At 48.0% G+C, this 17,966-nt stretch carries 13 protein-coding genes; 10 read left to right on the top strand and 3 right to left on the bottom strand.

Going from position 1 to position 17,966, the window contains the following annotated elements; all coding sequences use genetic code 11:
- Positions 1-58: 58 nt before the first annotated feature.
- The 8 genes from tnpA to NYE29_RS00825 all read left to right on the top strand — a co-directional run bounded on the left by tnpA (position 59) and on the right by NYE29_RS00825 (position 10,379).
- Positions 59-544, top strand: a complete 486-nt coding sequence (gene tnpA / locus NYE29_RS00860; protein ID WP_438495773.1) for an IS200/IS605 family transposase — start codon at positions 59-61, stop codon at positions 542-544.
- Between the two features lie 402 nt (positions 545-946).
- Positions 947-2,317, top strand: a complete 1,371-nt coding sequence (locus NYE29_RS00855; RefSeq protein ID WP_076111393.1) for an ABC transporter substrate-binding protein — start codon at positions 947-949, stop codon at positions 2,315-2,317.
- A 159-nt stretch (positions 2,318-2,476) separates the two neighbouring features.
- The gene (locus NYE29_RS00850) at positions 2,477-3,358 is read left to right on the top strand and encodes a carbohydrate ABC transporter permease (protein ID WP_340893882.1); all 882 of its coding nucleotides are present in this window, start codon (positions 2,477-2,479) and stop codon (positions 3,356-3,358) included.
- A gap of 5 nt (positions 3,359-3,363) precedes the next feature.
- Positions 3,364-4,197 carry a carbohydrate ABC transporter permease gene (locus tag NYE29_RS00845; RefSeq protein WP_038588146.1) on the top strand — a complete coding sequence of 278 codons (834 nt, stop codon included), beginning with the start codon at positions 3,364-3,366 and terminating at the stop codon, positions 4,195-4,197.
- A gap of 73 nt (positions 4,198-4,270) precedes the next feature.
- Complete coding sequence (locus tag NYE29_RS00840; RefSeq protein ID WP_076111396.1) at positions 4,271-5,293, top strand: glycoside hydrolase family 130 protein; 1,023 nt, start codon at positions 4,271-4,273, stop codon at positions 5,291-5,293.
- A 27-nt stretch (positions 5,294-5,320) separates the two neighbouring features.
- Entirely contained in the window at positions 5,321-6,283 is a 963-nt protein-coding gene (locus tag NYE29_RS00835; RefSeq protein ID WP_076111397.1) for an acetylxylan esterase, read from the top strand.
- Positions 6,284-6,330: 47 nt separating this feature from the next.
- The gene (locus tag NYE29_RS00830; protein ID WP_340893880.1) at positions 6,331-8,400 is read left to right on the top strand and encodes a methyl-accepting chemotaxis protein; all 2,070 of its coding nucleotides are present in this window, start codon (positions 6,331-6,333) and stop codon (positions 8,398-8,400) included.
- Positions 8,401-8,573: 173 nt separating this feature from the next.
- A complete protein-coding gene (locus tag NYE29_RS00825) occupies positions 8,574-10,379 on the top strand; it encodes a peptidoglycan D,D-transpeptidase FtsI family protein (RefSeq protein WP_445322143.1) in 1,806 nt (601 codons plus the stop codon).
- On the opposite strand, the gene NYE29_RS00820 is transcribed toward NYE29_RS00825, so the two are convergent.
- A complete protein-coding gene (locus NYE29_RS00820; RefSeq protein WP_340893878.1) occupies positions 10,340-11,533 on the bottom strand; it encodes an AI-2E family transporter in 1,194 nt (397 codons plus the stop codon). The two genes, NYE29_RS00825 and NYE29_RS00820, sit on opposite strands and share 40 nt — an antisense overlap.
- A gap of 256 nt (positions 11,534-11,789) precedes the next feature.
- Between NYE29_RS00820 and NYE29_RS00815 the strand changes: the two genes are divergently transcribed.
- Entirely contained in the window at positions 11,790-13,169 is a 1,380-nt protein-coding gene (locus NYE29_RS00815; protein WP_340893877.1) for a polysaccharide deacetylase family protein, read from the top strand.
- Between the two features lie 138 nt (positions 13,170-13,307).
- Here the strand turns inward: NYE29_RS00815 and NYE29_RS00810 are convergent, their stop codons facing one another.
- Positions 13,308-14,132 (bottom strand): MerR family transcriptional regulator, encoded by an 825-nt coding sequence (locus NYE29_RS00810; RefSeq protein WP_340893875.1) that lies wholly within the window; start codon positions 14,130-14,132, stop codon positions 13,308-13,310.
- A gap of 120 nt (positions 14,133-14,252) precedes the next feature.
- Between NYE29_RS00810 and NYE29_RS00805 the strand changes: the two genes are divergently transcribed.
- On the top strand, positions 14,253-15,077 hold the full coding sequence (locus NYE29_RS00805) for an NAD(P)H-binding protein (protein WP_076111406.1): 825 nt from the start codon (positions 14,253-14,255) through the stop codon (positions 15,075-15,077).
- Positions 15,078-15,247: 170 nt separating this feature from the next.
- Here NYE29_RS00805 and NYE29_RS00800 read toward each other — a convergent pair whose 3' ends face one another.
- Positions 15,248-17,704 (bottom strand): Ig-like domain-containing protein, encoded by a 2,457-nt coding sequence (locus NYE29_RS00800; RefSeq protein ID WP_340893873.1) that lies wholly within the window; start codon positions 17,702-17,704, stop codon positions 15,248-15,250.
- Positions 17,705-17,966 lie beyond the last annotated feature (262 nt).

Here is a 17,966-nt window from a genome sequence, read left to right as displayed (position 1 = left end):
ATGCTTATAGCAAAAAACCACCTGATGCGAGCGTTATAATAGGAGTGTTCAAGCTACTATGTATAACGAAAGGAGAAGGTGGTTTTTTGTGGCACAAGCCAGAGAAGGCATGGCACACACCAAATGGATGTGCAAATACCATATCGTATTCACCCCAAAGTATAGACGAAAGGTGATCTACAATCAATACAAGGAAAGTATCCGTGATATCCTAAAGCAACTCTGTGGCTATAAAGGGGTAGAGATTATCGAGGGACACCTCATGCCAGATCATATCCACATGCTGGTCAGTATCCCACCGAAAATGAGTGTATCTAGTTTTATGGGATACCTAAAAGGGAAAAGTGCGCTGATGATCTTCGATAAGCATGCAAATTTAAAGTATAAGTATGGAAATCGTCATTTTTGGGCGGAAGGCTATTACGTAAGCACCGTAGGACTCAACGAGGCAACAATTAAGAAATACATCCAAGAGCAGGAAAGTCACGATATTGCGCTGGATAAGCTGAGTGTGAAAGAGTACGAAAACCCCTTTAAGGGGTAGCCGGTAGTCCAAGCACCCCTTCAGGGGTAGGCAAAAGAGGCAAAGGCATAGTAGCTTGAACGAAGTGAAAGCCAGCGCCTTTAGACGCTAGCCGGCACCAGAGGCTTATAGCCTCAGAGCAAACCACCCGTTTGACGGGTGGTTTTGATTTAATATAAGGTAGATAACAAATTTAAATTTAGAAAAACAAAAATAACAAATTTAAGACCAGAAAAAACAATTGAAACCATCGTTTTGGTGCTGGAAACGATTTATAATATATTTGTAAGCGATACCATCATTCTTTTCATAACGATTGCAGACAAAACACGAATTAACGGTGATTTATCTCAATCATGAGTGATATGGAGTGTTAGTATTTTGTTATTTAGAAACGTGACTAAAAGAGAGGGGTCAAAAGCAATGAAGAAAAGCAAAGTAATGGCTGGTTTAATGGGACTTACGCTAATGGCTGGCTTGTTCACAGGCTGTTCATCGAACAACAATGCGGAGAATGAAACAGCGAACAATAAAGGAAACGCCGGAACCAACACGGAGGCTACTGCTGCTCCTGAAGGTGATGCCGCCAAGGACATCAAAGGCGAAATCACTGTGATTACACAAAGAACGGATATTGTTGATACCGTATTCAAAGATTACGCAGCAAAATTCAATGAGAAATATCCGGACGTAAAAGTGAACTTTGAAGCACTTTCCAGCTATGAGGATCAAATCAAAATCCGTATGAGCACTGACGATTACGGTGACGTGCTGCTGCTGCCTACAAGCGTAGCGATCAAGGATCTGCCGGACTTTTTCGAACCGCTGGGCCAAATGTCCGACCTTGAACAGAAATATACAGGGCTTGAAGAACGTTCGGTAGACGGAGTTTCCTACGGTGTTCCAATCACTGTTAACTTCTCCGGCGTAATTTACAACAAACAAGTATTTAAAGATGCGGGCATTACGGAAACACCGAGAACGATGGACCAGTTCATGACGGCTCTGCAGAGCATCAAAGATAAAACCGAAGCTGTTCCGCTGTACACGAACTATGCAGCCGGTTGGACATTGACTCAATGGGAATCGGATTTGGCTACCGTTGCCGGCAACCGCGATTATGTGAATATCGCTCAAGTAGCTTCCGATGACAACTTCGTTAAGGGACAACCTCACTATGACCTGTACAAAGTACTGTACGATGCAGCTAAGAACGGCTTGATTGAAGAAGATCCTACAACAACAGACTGGGAATCTTCCAAGGCTGACCTGGCTAACGGAAAAATCGGTACCATGATGCTCGGATCCTGGGCGATCGGCCAAATTAAAGGAGTAGCTACAAATCCTGACGATGTAGGCTTCATGCCATTCCCTACCAATGCCGAGAAGGTTCTGGTTCCACTGTCTGATGACTACAACCTGGGTGTCAGCGTTCACAGTAAAAATAAAGAAGCAGCAAGAGCCTGGTTGGACTGGTTCATTAATGAATCCGGCTATCCGACTACTGAAGGCGGCGGCATGAGCCCGGTTAAGGGTGCTGAGCTTCCTGAAATCCTCAAACAATTTGAAGGCACGGAAGTAACCTTTGATACACTGGCTCCTGCTAAAGCTGGAGAAGAAGGCTGGGTTGATGCCATCGATAAGGAAGCTCAAATTGGTCTCTGGCAGCCTGACTTCAAGAAAGTGATCATTGAAGCGGCTATCGGTAACCGCAAAGATTCCTATGACGATATCATGAAAGATCTGAACGATAAATGGAAAGAAGCAAGAGCAAAGGTTACTGCTGCGAAGTAAGTGCCGGTGATTGCTATAACATTTTAACTTGATAAAACGCAGGGTGAAGAAAGATTCAAGAGAACGGGAAGATGCTCAAAAAGGCATTTTCCCCTTCACTTTTGCGGCCTGGAGCTGGATTTGGAGTATAAAGCATTTGTTTCTTAGGAGGTGTGGAGAGTGCCCAAATTGTCTAACTTGAGTTATAAAAATCAGCGGATTTTGATTATTTTTCTATTTTCGTTGGTTCCGCTTCTTTTACTGTTAACCTTCTCGTATTTACCGGTGTTCAAGATGTTCCAGTACAGCTTCACGAGCTGGGATGGACTCAGCAAGAAGATGGAATATGTAGGGCTCGAAAACTATAAGACGATCTTCACCAAACCGGAGTATTTTTCCGTATTTAAAGTCAGTTTGTATTACTTCTTCGCTACCTTTATCCAAATGGGACTGGCGCTGTATTTTGCCACCATTCTAAGCTTTAATGTCCGGATGAAAAATTGGTTCAAGGGAATTCTGTTCTTCCCGACACTGCTTAACGGGGTGGCTATCGGTTTTATCTTCCTGTTCTTCTTCAAGCCGGAAGGGACTCTCAATACACTGCTTGATTTGTTGGGACTTGGAGCCTGGCAGCAGAAATGGCTGCTAAATCCTCATCTGATCAATATTTCCCTTGCTTTTGCCTCCGTCTGGAGATACATGGGAATGAACTTTATCATCTTCCTTGGAGCGATTTCCTCGATCGGAAGTGATATTTATGAAGCTTCGGAAATTGACGGCGCTAACCGCTGGCACCAGTTCAGACATATTATTATTCCGAGCATCAAACGTATATTGCAGCTCAATCTGATTCTCGCGGTAAGCGGAGCGATCGGTGTCTTCGAAATTCCGTATGTCATGACCGGCGGGTCCAATGGCAGCAGCACGTTTGTCATCCAGACCGTCGATGTGGCCTTCAAATACAGCAAGCTTGGCCTTGCTTCCGCAATGGCCGTATTGCTTCTGGGCATAGTTATACTTGTTACCATTTTACAGCGTGTTCTGATCAAGGAGGAGAAGTAAGAGCTATGCATACTTTTAAATATACCGCTGCTTCTTTCTTCAAATACCTCACCTTACTGTTAGGAGCACTGGTGGCACTTATTCCAATCGTTGTCGTCCTTTTCGCTTCACTCAAAACAAACGCCGAATATGCTTCGACCGGACCGTTAACACTGCCGGAAAATTGGCTGAATTTCTCGAACTACACCAAGGCCTTTGTCGACGGCAAAATGCTGCTCGGCTTCAAGAACACGATTATTATCGTGGTGATTTCAATCGCCGGTGCAACGCTGACCGGTTCGATGATGGCTTATATCCTGTCCCGCTTCAAATTCAGAGGCAGCAAGCTGATGATGGGCGCCTTCCTGCTGGCTACACTGATTCCGGGTGTGACGACTCAGGTGGCTACATTCCAGATCATCAACTCCCTGGAGCTGTTCAATACCCGCTGGGCGCCGATTTTGATGTATCTGGGTACAGATATTATCGCCGTTTACATCTTCATGCAGTTTCTGGATTCGATTTCGGAGTCGCTTGATGAGTCTGCGATGCTGGACGGGGCTTCGTATTGGACTATTTACTGGCGGATTATATTGCCGCTGCTGAGTCCTGCCATCGTAACGGTCATTATCGTAAAGGGCGTAAATATCTACAATGACTTTTACACCCCATTCCTGTACATGCCAAAAAGTGACCTGCAGGTCGTCTCGACTGCGCTGTTTAAATTTAAAGGCCCGTACGGTTCGCAGTGGGAGGTTATCTGCGCCGCGATCATGATTGCGATTATTCCGACACTGGTCGCTTTCGTCTCTTTGCAAAAATATATTTATAACGGGTTTGCGCAAGGTTCTGTAAAATAGTTACAGGTAGATTCAACACATTACATTTAAGAACTGCAGCGGGGCTGCAGTACCTTTGGAGGGAGACTTAACTATGAAAGAAGTAAAGTTGATTGGAAATGATTTGCCGAATATCCCATGGCAGGACAGACCTGCAGGAAACGAAAACCCGGTCTGGAGACATAATGATAACCCGGTAATTAAGCGCAATCCGGCTAAAGGGGTTGCACGAATTTTCAACAGTGCGGTTGTTGCTTATGATGGCAGCTTTCTCGGTGTATTCCGCGTAGAGGACAACACGACCCGTCCACATCTGCGGATGGGCTACAGTGTTGACGGTCTGGACTGGAAAATCGACGATCAGCCGATTCAATTCATTGATGAAGAAGGCAATCCGTACATGCCGCGTTATGCCTACGACCCTCGTCTGGTGAAAGTCGAAGATACCTATTACATCATCTGGTGTACGGATTTCTACGGCGCGGCTATAGGTGTAGCGAAAACCCAGGACTTCAAAACCTTCATCAGCCTGGAAAATCCGTTCCTGCCGTTCAACCGTAACGGCGTGCTGTTCCCTAAAAAAATCAACGGCAATTTCGTGATGCTCTCCCGTCCGAGCGACAGCGGACATACCCCGTTCGGGGATGTGTTCCTGAGCGAAAGCCCTGACTTCGTCTACTGGGGCAAACACCGCCATGTGATGACCAAAGGAGGTCAAGGCTGGTGGCAGAGCACCAAAATTGGTGGCGGCCCTGCGCCGATTGAAACTTCCGAAGGCTGGCTGATGTTCTACCATGGCGTAACCGGAACCTGCAACGGTCTGGTATACAGCATGGGCGCAGTTATTCTGGATAAAGATGAGCCGTCGAGAGTGAAATACCGCTCCAGGAACTTCGTCCTGACACCGGAAGAATGGTACGAAGAAAGAGGTTTCGTGAACAACGTGCTCTTCCCTTGCGCTACGCTGAATGATGCCGAAACCGGCCGCATCGCGATCTACTACGGCGCTGCAGATACTTATGTAGGCGTTGCTTATACGACTGTTCAGGAAATCGTTAATTATGTAATTGATACCCATGAGGAAGTCGGCGACGATGCGGGCTTGGGCAAGATCTAATACAGGCGGTTAAGGAGAAGATGATAAGTGACTAACGAACGATCCCTGCCCCAATTAAAAGCCTATGAGGGCAGCAGCCCGAAGCCGGAGGATTTCGATCTATTCTGGGAACGGGCGCTAAACGACCTTAACGCCCAGCCGCTTGATTATGAACTTGTGCCTGCGGAATTTACCAGCGAGCTGGCGGAATGTTTCCATCTCTATTTTACCGGCGTAGGCGGAGCAAGAGTGCACTGCAAATATGTAAGACCGAAGAAGGCGGCGCAAGAGAAGGGGCCGGGCGTTGTCATGTTCCACGGTTACTCCTGCGACAGCGGGGACTGGATGGAGAAGGTCACTTATGCCGCTCATGGAATCAGCGTGCTGGCAATGGACTGCCGGGGACAGGGCGGGCCGTCCGAAGACAATCTTACAGTGCAGGGCACCACGATCCGCGGTCATATTATCCGTGGTATTGATGATCCCAATCCCGATAACCTTTATTACCGCAACGTATTTCTGGATACCGCCCAGACGGCGCGTATTCTGATGGCGATGCCTGAAGTTGACCCGGCGCGGGTTGGCGCTTTCGGCCTGTCGCAAGGTGGCGGACTTACTGTAGCCTGCGCATCGCTTGAACCGCGCATTGCCATAGCTGTGCCGGTCTATCCGTTCCTGTCCGATTACAAACGGGCCTGGGAAACGAACATCACAACCTCGGCGTATGAGGAGATCAACTACTATTTCCGCTTTTTTGATCCGCATCATCTGCGCGAGGACGAGATTTTCAACCGGCTGGGTTATATTGATATTCAGAATTTGGCGGACCGCATCCAGGCTAAAGTGCTGTGGGTGACCGGTTTGGCGGATACGATCTGTCCTCCTTCGACACAATTTGCTGCATACAATAAAATCACAGCATCAAAAGACCTCATGGTTTATTATGAATACGGTCATGAGTATCTTCCATATCTTGCTGATCGGACGCTTCAGACGTTCATGACCTTGTAACGGGTGTAATCCGTGCAAGAAAACAGTAGATTTGGCGGTGAATTTTTTTGAGCAAGCAAGCAAAAGGCAGTAAAGGGTTCCTAACCCGGCTGCATCCCTCCAAGTCGCTGGGGATGCGGCTATTTCTCGTGTTCTTCATCGCCACGATGGGAATTGTCCTGTCCCTCGGATACACCTCGTATTCCGTAGCCAGACAAACGATCGAGAACAACGCGCTGTCCTCCAATGAGCAGACGGTCCTGCAAACGGCAGAGAAGCTGGACGTAATATTGCTGCGGTTTGAAGACAGCCTGGGACAGCTTTTCTACAACAAGGATATTCAGAAAGCCGTAATGCAAGGAAATCAGTCTGCTGCAAATATCGGGCAACATCAGGAGCAGTCTAAAGTGATCACCGGGGAGCTGGAACATTGGCTCTCTGCAGTAAGCGGGATTCAAGCCGTGTACCTTGTACCGTTAAATGCCAGTCTCCCTATCTCTGCTACGGGAACGACTGACAGCGCCTTTGTGGAGGAGATCCGCGCATCCTCCTGGTTCAAGCAGCTGCAGGAGAAACCGCAGAGCTTATGGATTACGCAGGCATTGAAGCAAGGGGACCAGTCGGGAGTGCTGCATTTCGCCAAATCCATCGCGGGGGATGCCGGCGGCACCGGTTACATCGCTGTCTGCGATATCAAGACTACAGAACTGGAGAACCAGCTCAGCAAAGTCAATCTGGGAATGGACTCCTACATTCAATTACTGACGGACAAAGATGAGCTGATTGCCTCTTCACAGCACCAGGAGGCGGATACCTATCTGCGGCTGGGCGGAACGCTGCTGAAAGGCGTTAATCAAACCTCAGGCTCGCTGCCGACCAAGGATGAGGAAGGCGAATCCATTCTTGCGGTGTACGGCACACTAGAGAGCTCCGGCTGGAAAGTACTCGGGGTGGTGCCTGCTGAGAATCTGATCAAAGATGCCGGGCGTATTCTTAACACTACGTACATAGCGGTTGGCGCAGCGGCAGTAATTGCCATTATGATCGGCTTGTGGATAGTAAGGATGGTATCGAGGCCGCTCTCAAAGCTAAGGCACTTGATGTTTCAGGGAGCCGAAGGCGATCTGCGTGTGCGGACCAAGATCACTTCCCGCGACGAGATCGGCCAGTTATCCAGCTCCTTCAATGCAATGATGGAGCGGATTACAGAGCTGGTTGTCCATACCAACGAGACCGCCCGCGAAGTGCTGGAGACCGCCGATGCATTAGGCAGCGCTTCACGCAAGACGGCTGCTGCGGCAATGGATATTGCTGCGGCGACCGAAGAGATTGCCGGCGGTGCAGGCAATCTGGCTCTGGAAGCGGACCGCGGAAACGAAATGACGGCGGCAATCTCTGGGCAGATGGGTATGGTTTTTGCTGCCGCCCATGAGATGGAAAGCACGGCGCATAGTGTAGGACAAGCTAGTGAAGAAGGCGTTGTGAAGTTAAAGGAATTGCTGGGCAGAACACAAACGACAGGCGAAATGACCCATCATCTCGTGGTGAAAGTCAATGAATTGAAGGAAACTGCTTCTTCGGTAATTAAAGTGCTTGAGGTTATGCAGAATATTACGCAGCAGACTAATATCCTGTCACTGAATGCTACGATTGAAGCGGCAAGAGCGGGGGAGGCCGGCCAGGGCTTTATGGTCGTGGCCGATGAAATCCGCCAATTGGCTGACCAATCCAAGCGTTCCATTACGGTTGTCGCCGAGATTACCGACAAGATCATGAACGATATGAATGAGACTGTGGCTGCGTTGTCGGATGTAGCTCCGCTGTTCAATGAACAGGTGACTTCTGTCCGCAATACCAGCGACATCTTCGTATCCGTACAGGAACAGATGAATCATTTCATCGACCGGCTGGAATCTGTCTCTTCATCGGTCGACGGACTTAACCAGTCACAACGAGTGCTGTCAGAGACGATTGGCAATGTCAGCTCCTTCGCCGAGGAATCATCAGCTGCCTCCGAGGAGGTTGCTTCCTTAAGCGGTGAGCAGCAGAATGTGAGTGATTATCTGGTTGAACTTTCCGGCAAGCTGGAACATGCTTCAAGCATGCTTAAGGAAAGACTGTCCAAATTTAGTGTCTAACCGTTTGATGCAAAAAAGCAATACATCCATTACACCGCTCCTCCCTTTTACGGGTAGAGCGGTTTTTTGCCATACCTTGAACCGTCTCATGTAATAAATCAGCAAGGTGGGCATAATAGATCCCAGGAACAACGCAGTTGGCTGATCCGCACATACATTCAGGAGGAATGGCATTGCACAAGGTAATCCATAAACGTATATTCTGGGGCCTGCTTATTTTGTCGGCACTGCTTGCAGTACTCATTCTAAGGCTGGCATGGGTTCAACTGCTGCTTAAGAATCAGCCGGTCCCCGGTGCGGAATATTCTCTTGCCCGGATGGCCGAGATTCAGAGTGAGCGGGAGACTGTGCTGGACAGCGGGCGTGGCCGGCTCTATGACCGCAGCGGAAAGCCGCTTGCCGGTGAAACCGTTTGGGCGGCAGCCTTTTTTCCGCAGGAAGAACAACCTGCTGCTGCCATTAGCCCGGGAACGGAAGCGGGAACGGAACCTCAACGTCGTCTTGCCGCGATCCTCGGAGTCCCTTATGAGCAGCTCCAGAGCAGAATCTCCGGAGTAAAAGAGCCGTTTCTATGGCCCTCTGCCACAACCAAGACCCCCCAGGCGCTAACACCGCAGCAGGCACAAGAAGTGGAGCATTTGGGTCTGGGCGGGGTCAGAGTCCTGCCGTTCTCCCGCAGATATGAGAATGAAGCGTCAGGACGGCAATGGCTGGGGTATATGTCGGAGGCTTCCAAGACGAAGGCAAAGGACTCGCCCACGGGACTAAGAACTCCACTGACCGGAACGGATGGGCTTGAGAAAACCCTGGAACCGCTGCTTCAAGGTGTTGGTCACACGGAGGCATATGCCCAGGTGGATGCGCGTGGCAACCGGCTTCCGGGAAGCCCTATAAAAGTGAAGGCGCCAGGGAATCCCTATTACCCCTTGTCGATCTATACGACGATTGATAAGCAGCTTCAAGCAGGAATTGAGCAGCTGGTTACGGAGGCGGGATTGAAAGAGGGCGCGGTGGTAGTGCTGGATACCAAAAATGGTGATATACAGGCGATGGTGTCTCTGCCCTTTTATAATCCAGGGCATATTTCGCCTGAAGGCGGGGAGTGGAATAACCTGGCACTGCAGGCAGCCGCACCCGGCTCCATCTTTAAGATTGTAACGGCCGCAGCCGCGCTGGAGGCCGGGATCACCTCGCCGGACGAGAAGTTCTATTGCTCGGGGCATTATGACAAATACGGTCTGTCCTGCCAGAACGGCAAAGGACACGGTTCCCTTACGCTGGCGCAAGGGTTCGCCGTGTCCTGCAATACAGTATTTGCTTCCCTCGCCGAGCGGCTGAGCGGCGCGCAGCTTCAGGCCACTGCACTGGCGCTTGGCCTGGGAAGAGATGTAGGCTGGCAAGCGAAGGACACGCTTGGCCTGCCGCTGCTCCGGCCGCTCGCCGGGGAGCAGCCAGGAACGATCTTTACGACCCTGCTGCCGGATGACGGCGGAGCAAGGGTGCAGACAGCCATTGGCCAGCGGGATGTAAGAGTGACGCCGCTGCAGGCGGCCAATCTCGTCGTCACGCTGCTGCATGGCGGCAAGGTCAGAGCACCGCGCATTCTGCAGCGGGTCGCGTTCAGAAACGGCCAGACGCTTAAGGAGCTGCCGGGACACCTGGCTCCGGCTTCCGCCGGACAAATCTCGGAGTCGACGTCCAGGCTGCTGTTGTCCTGGATGCGGCTGGTCGTCACAGAGGGAACCGGCAGACGCCTGCAAGAAGCACATTGGCCGCTGGCCGGCAAATCGGGCACGGCCCAGACCCTAGTGAAGGGAGCGCCGCGCAACAATCAGTGGTTTATCGGCTACGGTCCGGTTAACCGTCCACGGTATGCCGTATCCATCGCTGTGGAGAATGTGGCCCCTGGCAGTGCCCATACGGCAACCAAGCTGTTTGGTCAGGTATTCGACTTGTTGGCCGCGTCTTCGGGAGCTTGAGAGGGTTCTGTTTCACCGGTGACGGGTCCTCCGGCTGTTGAAGGTTCGGCTGCCGCGAACGGCGAAACGATAAATTCCTCCTGAGGCAGATAGATCCAGCGCTGGAGATAACCCTGTTGAATCAGCTCCTTGATCAGAATAAGCAGGATCGGGGACAGGATCAGTCCGGCCACGCCAAAGGCGGACATGGAGAAGATTACAAAGGACAACATCAGAAACGCTGAGGATACGCCGATTGAATTGCCGGTAATCTTCGGCTCCAGCAGCTGGCGCACAATCAGCACAACCGCCAGAAGGACGAGCAGTCCGATCGCAAGCGAAGTATTGCCCACGATAAACAAATAAATGATCCAGGGAATCAGAATCGTTGATACCCCAAGGAGCGGCAGCACATCAAATACAGCGCATACCAGCGCCATGGTGATCTCATTTCCCGTTCTCAGTATGAACAGGCCGGCCAGCACAATAACGAATGTGATGCTGATCAAGATCAGCTGGGCTTTGAGATAGGAACCGATGGCTTTAAAAACGTTGTCTTGGACGAAAGCGAAAGCCGTCTTAAAGGTCTTGGGCATTTTATCATGAGCGATCTTGCGCCAGTCCTTGATCTCCATGCTGAGGAAAAAAGCGAGAATAATGGCAACGCCGAAATTACCCATAAAGGAGGAGAAAGAGCCAAGCACACCGACCATATACTTAAAGAAGCTGACCATCCATTTGGAAAGAATGTTGGTGGCATCGGTGAAATAGCCATTTATTTTTGTTGTAAGATCAGGCGGCAGCGCATCAATCTGATGCTGAAGATAAGTAGTGGTTTCTTTAAAATGCATTTGAAGCATCTTTGTGTATTCAGGTAAGCTATCCGAGAATTGAAGGGCCTTTGTCGCAATGAGCAGTCCTGCACCGAACAAGACGCCCAGCAGAATAATCAGAAACAGCAGTACGGAAATTGCGGAGGCGAACGGTTTGCCCAGTCCCTTGCGGTTCAGGAAGCGGGCCAGCGGCTCGATCAGCAGGAATACAAAAAAAGACAGGAATACCGGTGCGGCCAGTTGATACAGCTTGCTGAAACCTAGCATTACGAGATACACCGTCAGCACCACCAAACCAATATCAAAGAAGGTGCGCCAATATTTTTTGTACAGCGGCAGCATAAGTATAAACGACTCCTTTTTCAGATTACTTTTTTAGAAAATTTGACAATTTAGACTCCAATTCATTGTACACGATTTTAATAAAAAAGCGTCTTTTTCTTTGGTACCTGTGTTAAAATAGGGGGTAACGTTTTTTCGTGGGATTCTGCTCACCTAAAAACCGCGAGGCATATTATACTCTACTTGGCCGTACCCGAATATCTGCTTGCAGACGTAAGACGAGCCAAAGTCAACTCTGGAAAAGCGGTGAATATACATGCAGACTTTGCTGCTCTGGTTATTTTACATCTCGACCTTTTATGCGTTCATTCCTGGAATGATCAGCCGGATCTTCGGTTACCGCGTATTCCGCAAAGGGATTGGGCGCTCCGAATTTGCACTGACCTTTGATGATGGTCCTGATCCGCACTATACACCACTTTTACTGGATCTGCTTAAACGTTATGATGCCAAAGCGACTTTCTTTGTAGTCGGGGCGCATGCCGAACAGAATCCGGAACTTATTAAGCGTATGCATGATGAGGGACATCTTATCGGCATTCATAATTATGTGCACAAGAGCAACTGGGTGATGCGTCCCGCTACTGTCAGGCGGCAGATTCAACGCACGGATGATATTATTTACAGTATTACCGGGGAGCGGAGCACCTATTACCGTCCGCCGTGGGGGATAGTCAATCTGTTCGACTTCTCCAAACGCCGCCAGGTTCAAATTGTGCTCTGGTCGGCTATGTTCGGCGACTGGAAAGAGAAGCTCGGCGCAGACCGGCTGACCGAGAAGCTGATCGACAAGCTGAACCCGGGCGAAGTGATGCTGCTCCATGATTGCGGGACAACACTCGGTGCAGATCCGAAAGCGCCGGAGCATATGCTGGTTGCCCTGGAACGGATGCTGGAGGAAGCGCGGCTTCGGGGCTTGCGCAGCATCCGGATCGACCAGATGATCAAGACTGTGCAGAACTCGCCGATTCAGCGGATCTCCTACGGCAAACGGCTGATTGTCGGCCTGTGGCTGGCCTGGGAGCAAGTTTTCCAGTTCCTCTTCCGCTTAAAGACGATCTCACCGGCTGACCCGTTCCTCCATTACCGGCTGCGCAAATATCAAGGCGGCACCGTGCAGATGGAAGGCGGCGAGGTCTTGAACAAAGGCGATAAGGTCATTGAGCTGCACATCGACAACCGGCAGCTGTTCGAGATTGGCCTGAATTCCCGCTCTTCAGCACAGCTTGCGATCCGCATGATACGCAGGATGGAAAAGGATCTGCCGGTGCTTGCGGAGCAAATAGCCGGCGATGTGGATTTGGCCGAGGCCAAGGCGCTATACGGTGTCAGCATGCTCAACCGCGGGCCGGAAAAATTTGGCTTCATGGTCCTGGATCTGCCGAACGGCTGGTTTGCCCGTTCCTCCAAGTTTTATTTAAGTCTTCTGCTTAGTGTTATTCATCCCTCAGGCGGAGAGAGGCTGAAAGTCCGCAGCGAGGCTCTGATCCCTAAGATGATCCTGATGCCCATCTCACAGCTCTTGGATCAGATGAATCAGCAGCGTCCGCAGAAACAAGCGAACCCGCGTGAGCGCAAACGCGAAGAAGAGCTGACCCTGGAAGCTGAACTGCCGGGAGCGACGGTTATGCATTGATTTGAGGGTTCCTGAACTAATATATAATTCGATATAGCTGAACTTGAAATGCTCCGGCAGCCGTAATTGGCTGACGGGGCATTTTTTGTTAGATTCATGATTTATCGTGAATATAATATGCGGAATAGTTTTTGTTTTTTACATCTTGGAAATTCGAACAGAGATTTTAATTAAATACTCCTCATAGCCCCTAACTGAAAGATCATCTAACAAAACATCCTCATAAAAAAATCCCTCTACTTCTATGTTCTTATCCTTAGCATGTTTAACTATTCGATCATAAGTTTCACTTATACTTGAGTATCCCTCTGTATGATATGCGATTAAATATGTCCCTTTTTCCCGCTGGAAATTTGAAAAATTTGAATCTTTACTGACTCGAGTAAAAAGGTAATCATAATTGAATGGTTCATTTGCTAAAACTCTTTTTGTATTTCTCATCCAGCCTACTGAATGGGATGCTTCAATACTATAAATATTCAAGTACTTTTCGTGTTTGATCATGGAATCGTAAATGCTTTTATCATTTGTGTAAGGATCAGCCTCTGTTATTACCAAAAACTCTTCGTTATTTTTCTCCATAACAATATCAGCTGAAATGATCTCAGTGGCTGCTTGGGTAATTCGTTTCTTCTCTAATATTATACTTTTCATTTTTTGAAGCTGTTTAATTTTTGAATTCAGCAGCTTCTCTTCTTTATCAAGTAGGGCAATGAACGCATGAGGTGATCTTTTTTTTAAATATTCTTTTATCTCTTTTAAAGGCATTTCTAATTCTTTAAGTATTGCAATCACTTTAAAGACATCAATTTGATTAATTGAATAATATCTATACCCATTTTCAGCTGTAAATTCAGGAGAAAGAATTCCAAGTCGATCATAGTGAAATAATGTATCCTTGCTAATACCCAACACTTTTGCAAATTGGCCAGAAGTTAAATGAGTTTGAAAATTCCCCTCCATAAAATCCTCCTTGACTATAGTGTTACACCACACTTTATTATAACCAAGTAACCTTTGAATAGCAGTAGAATACGGGGATTCTGATCTAATTGGAATTTTAATATGGGAGGATAATAAGGAATGAAAATTTTAGTTACAGGAGCAACAGGAACAGTAGGCGGACACATTGTAGAACAACTTCTTTCAAATGGTGTTGAGGTAAGGGCCTTGTCTCGCAACCCCAAAAACTCAAGTTTTTCACCTGAAGTCCATTCTGTAGCAGGAGACCTCAACAATCCTGAAACCCTACAAGTACATCTTCAAACTGTTGACAGTCTATTTTTGATTACGCAGAGCGAGCAAACAGAAGCTAGATTTTTGGCAAACCAAAGAATTATTCAATTGGCGAAAGAGGCCAACATTAAAAAGATTGTAGCGTTGATGGATTATGAAGGAAACTCTATCGAGAAAATCATTCAAGATAGCGGTATGGACTGGACAATCTTAAGGCCGGCAGAATTTATGAAGAATGCACTTTATTTTTGGGCAGAATCCATTCAAAAAGAAGGGATTGTAAGAACGGGATTCCCTGATGCTTTGAGCGTTAGAATTCACGAAGCAGATATTGCCGCTGTTGCAGTTAAAGCGCTCACCGAAGAAGGTCATCATGGAAAGATATATACTTTAACTGGTCCACAATCGTTATCTAACAGGAGTGCGGTTACACAGATTTCTAAAATTATTGGCAAACCGATTGAGCTAATTGAACTGACTGAGGAACAAGTAAGACAAAACGCCAAAATTCAAGGATTTGATGATGAATTCATAGAAGACTTCATCATAGGAATGGTAAAGAATCCACCAGAAAGCAACTGTAAAGTTTTACCGACAGTAGAACAAATAACAGGAAAACCAGCAAGAACATTTGCTCAATGGGTTAGTGAAAACAAACATTACTTTGAGTAAAATAAGATGTCCTCAGCGTATTTACAGGTATTGCCCGCTGAACGAACGGGTAACCTTATCCTAACAAACACACCAACACGGCAGCCGTTGTACCGGCTGCCGTGTTGGTGTAACATCTGTGCAGAAGATCACACTATTTAGCGTTTATTCATAGCATCCCCGGGTACAGTCTAGTCGCCAATAGGGGCAAATTTATTCTCTACAGTAATATTGGAGAACTTTGCATAGTTCAGTTGCTCAATCACATTTGCAACATCATTGCTGTCAACGGCAAATCCGACATATACCGAACCTTGCATAACGATTGTCCGCTTGCCGATCAGCGTCCATTTTTTTCCGTCTATAGATCCATAAGCATAGAAAGCATCTCCTTGACGGCCAAGTTTAAGCCAATAGCCTTGTTCCACACCATTAATCTTGAACGGAATATCCGGAAGTAGTTGAATCCCGGCTTTTTCGGCAGCAGAAGGGCTGTCTAAAGTTTCGGTCAATACATCAAATGCTCCGCCCTTAAGGTTTCTTCCCGTCAGATAAGATGACCAGGCGGTAGCTTTAAATAACTTCACCCAGGAGAGGCCGAGGGCCGTAGCAGCACTGTCTTCTTTCAAGTCATCGCGGATCATCAGTCCTGTGAAGGCGTGGTTGTCAACGTCTCCAATCTTCTCCAGCTTCGCGGTAACCGCCATATCTCCGTTCATTTCTTTATACACAAAGTGAAAGTCGTCTTTGGCCGCATTGTTCGCATCTGATCGTTCAAGGCTGCCTTCGCTACTTCCAAGCTTTCCGTTTCCTTTAACAGTAATCACATCGCTTGTCATGCTTCCGGAACCTTTAATGTCCGGATTGCCGATATCTTTGGAGGTCCAGCCCTTGCCAGCCAAAGCAGAGGAGGAGGTATTGACATGGATGTTGGCGGCAGTGGTTTGTGTCTCATTTCCTTTGGTGTCCGTGACTCTTGCAGAGATATAGTGGGAAGCATCCTCTAGTCCCTTGATCGAATAGGTGTAAGTGTTGCCTTTCTTCACTGCATCTCCAAGATATTTAGATCCATTGTATACAGCAACTTTCTTTATTTTGTGTCCGAATTTGGAAGAAGCTTTGATTTTAACCTCGATCTCTTTCCCTAAAGCAAACTGGGCATTGTTCCCTGGTGCCATGAGGCTGGCTTCGGGATTTTCGGCAACATGGTCCATACCGGCAAGACCGTTAGTATAAAGTTCAAGCCATGTATAACCGCTTTCTGTAATTGTTTTATAGGCATCCTTGATGCCCCAGATATTATTCTTCTTTTCCCACTTGTCGTCTATACCGTTTTGATTGGTGTCAAATTGATCCTCTCTCTGTTCTTCTACGACACCAAAGGCCGAGATATATCCCCCAACCTCATGTTCCGTGTTGATATATCTTCCCGAGCCTTGCTCTACTTCCGCAACAATTCTTGCGTCGATAGCGCCGCGACGCGGATAGGTAGCTCCCGCTTGTTGCAGAATGCTTTTCAGTAACGGTTGGTTAGCGGGTTTTACACCGGAATTAACGTAATCATCAAATGCTTTATTGGTAGTACCGTGATTTACTCCCGTACTGTCCGCCGAAAGATACGGCTTGCTTACTAAGTTCGTCATTTGGTCACCGCTGTTGTCACCGGAAAATTTCACAGTATCAGAGGATTCATTCAGCAAACCAGTAAGCTCCCCGTTGATTCGGTTCCCCGCGATGTAGAAGCCGCCAAGCTTCTTGGATTCCCCGGCATCAATAACCCTTTGAGTCACGTTATCTCTTGTACCTGGACCGGCAATTTCGATATTGTTCATAAAATTAGTAAAGGTAAAACCCCCGCCATAAGTTCCATTAAAGCCCCAATTATAAATTACGTTGTTGGAGAACTGAACAACTGCGACATGCTCTGCATCCGCAGCACCTGCATAACCACCGCCCAGCCTTGGGTTTCGCGAGGTGTGGTTCGCGTACAGATTGTGATGGAACGTTGTTTTATCTCCGCCTGAAATACCGCCATAGCCATGTCTTCCTTTGGTATGCCCGGACAGAGTCAGACTTTCCGAAATCATGGACCACTGGATTGTACCGTTTTCGCCTCTGTATAACGATAAGGTTTCATCCGTGTTCCAGCTGAAGGAACAATGGTCAATAAGGAAGTAGTTGTTGTCCCTGCCCCAAAGCGCATCCATCGAATCGCTGCCGCTAAATACATTGGTGGCACCCGGACGGAAAGAGATATAGCGAAGAATGATGTTTTCCGAATTGCTGATATCGGTATCCCAACCTGCAATCGTGATTCCGTTGCCTGGGGCGGTTTGCCCGGCGATGGACAGGTTTTTGATATTGTTGAGCCGCAGGGTACTTTTCAGTTCAATCGTTCCGGAAACATGAAAAACAATCGTACGCCCCTCTTTAGGTGTAGATACAATCCCATACCGAAGAGACCCTTCAATCGGTTTGTCATTGACAGCGTAATCTTTGAGGGTGGTTACGATATATACATCGCCTCCCCGGCCACCGCTGGTATAGGCGCCTCCACCTTCCGCGCCCGGAAAGGCTATAATTGAGGCACCTGTAAAAATCTTGTCTCCATCTGCCTGTCCTGAGGCATCAAGAGGCTGGATTCCCAAAAATGAAAACGCTACCGAAATACTCGTGAAAACGGCTAAAACCTTGTTGAATCTTTTACTCTTTCTGTTCATCTTTTGACGTATAACATGGATGCAGCCTTATCTTGAGGCAGTGCTCCTGTTATACTTCCTCCTTTCAGTCAAATGTTGTGGGTACGTACGTGATTTTTTGTTTCTTTTTACTGCAACAAGCAGACTACTGCTAATACTTTAAAACTTTTAGGCCGCATTTACCTGCCAAAAAGAAATTATTTTGTGCCAA

This window comes from Paenibacillus sp. FSL M7-1046 (assembly GCF_038007405.1).
Lineage (GTDB): Bacteria > Bacillota > Bacilli > Paenibacillales > Paenibacillaceae > Paenibacillus_AQ.
The sequence above is the reverse complement of the archived record's forward strand: the minus strand, read 5'-3'. Positions and strand labels throughout refer to the sequence as shown.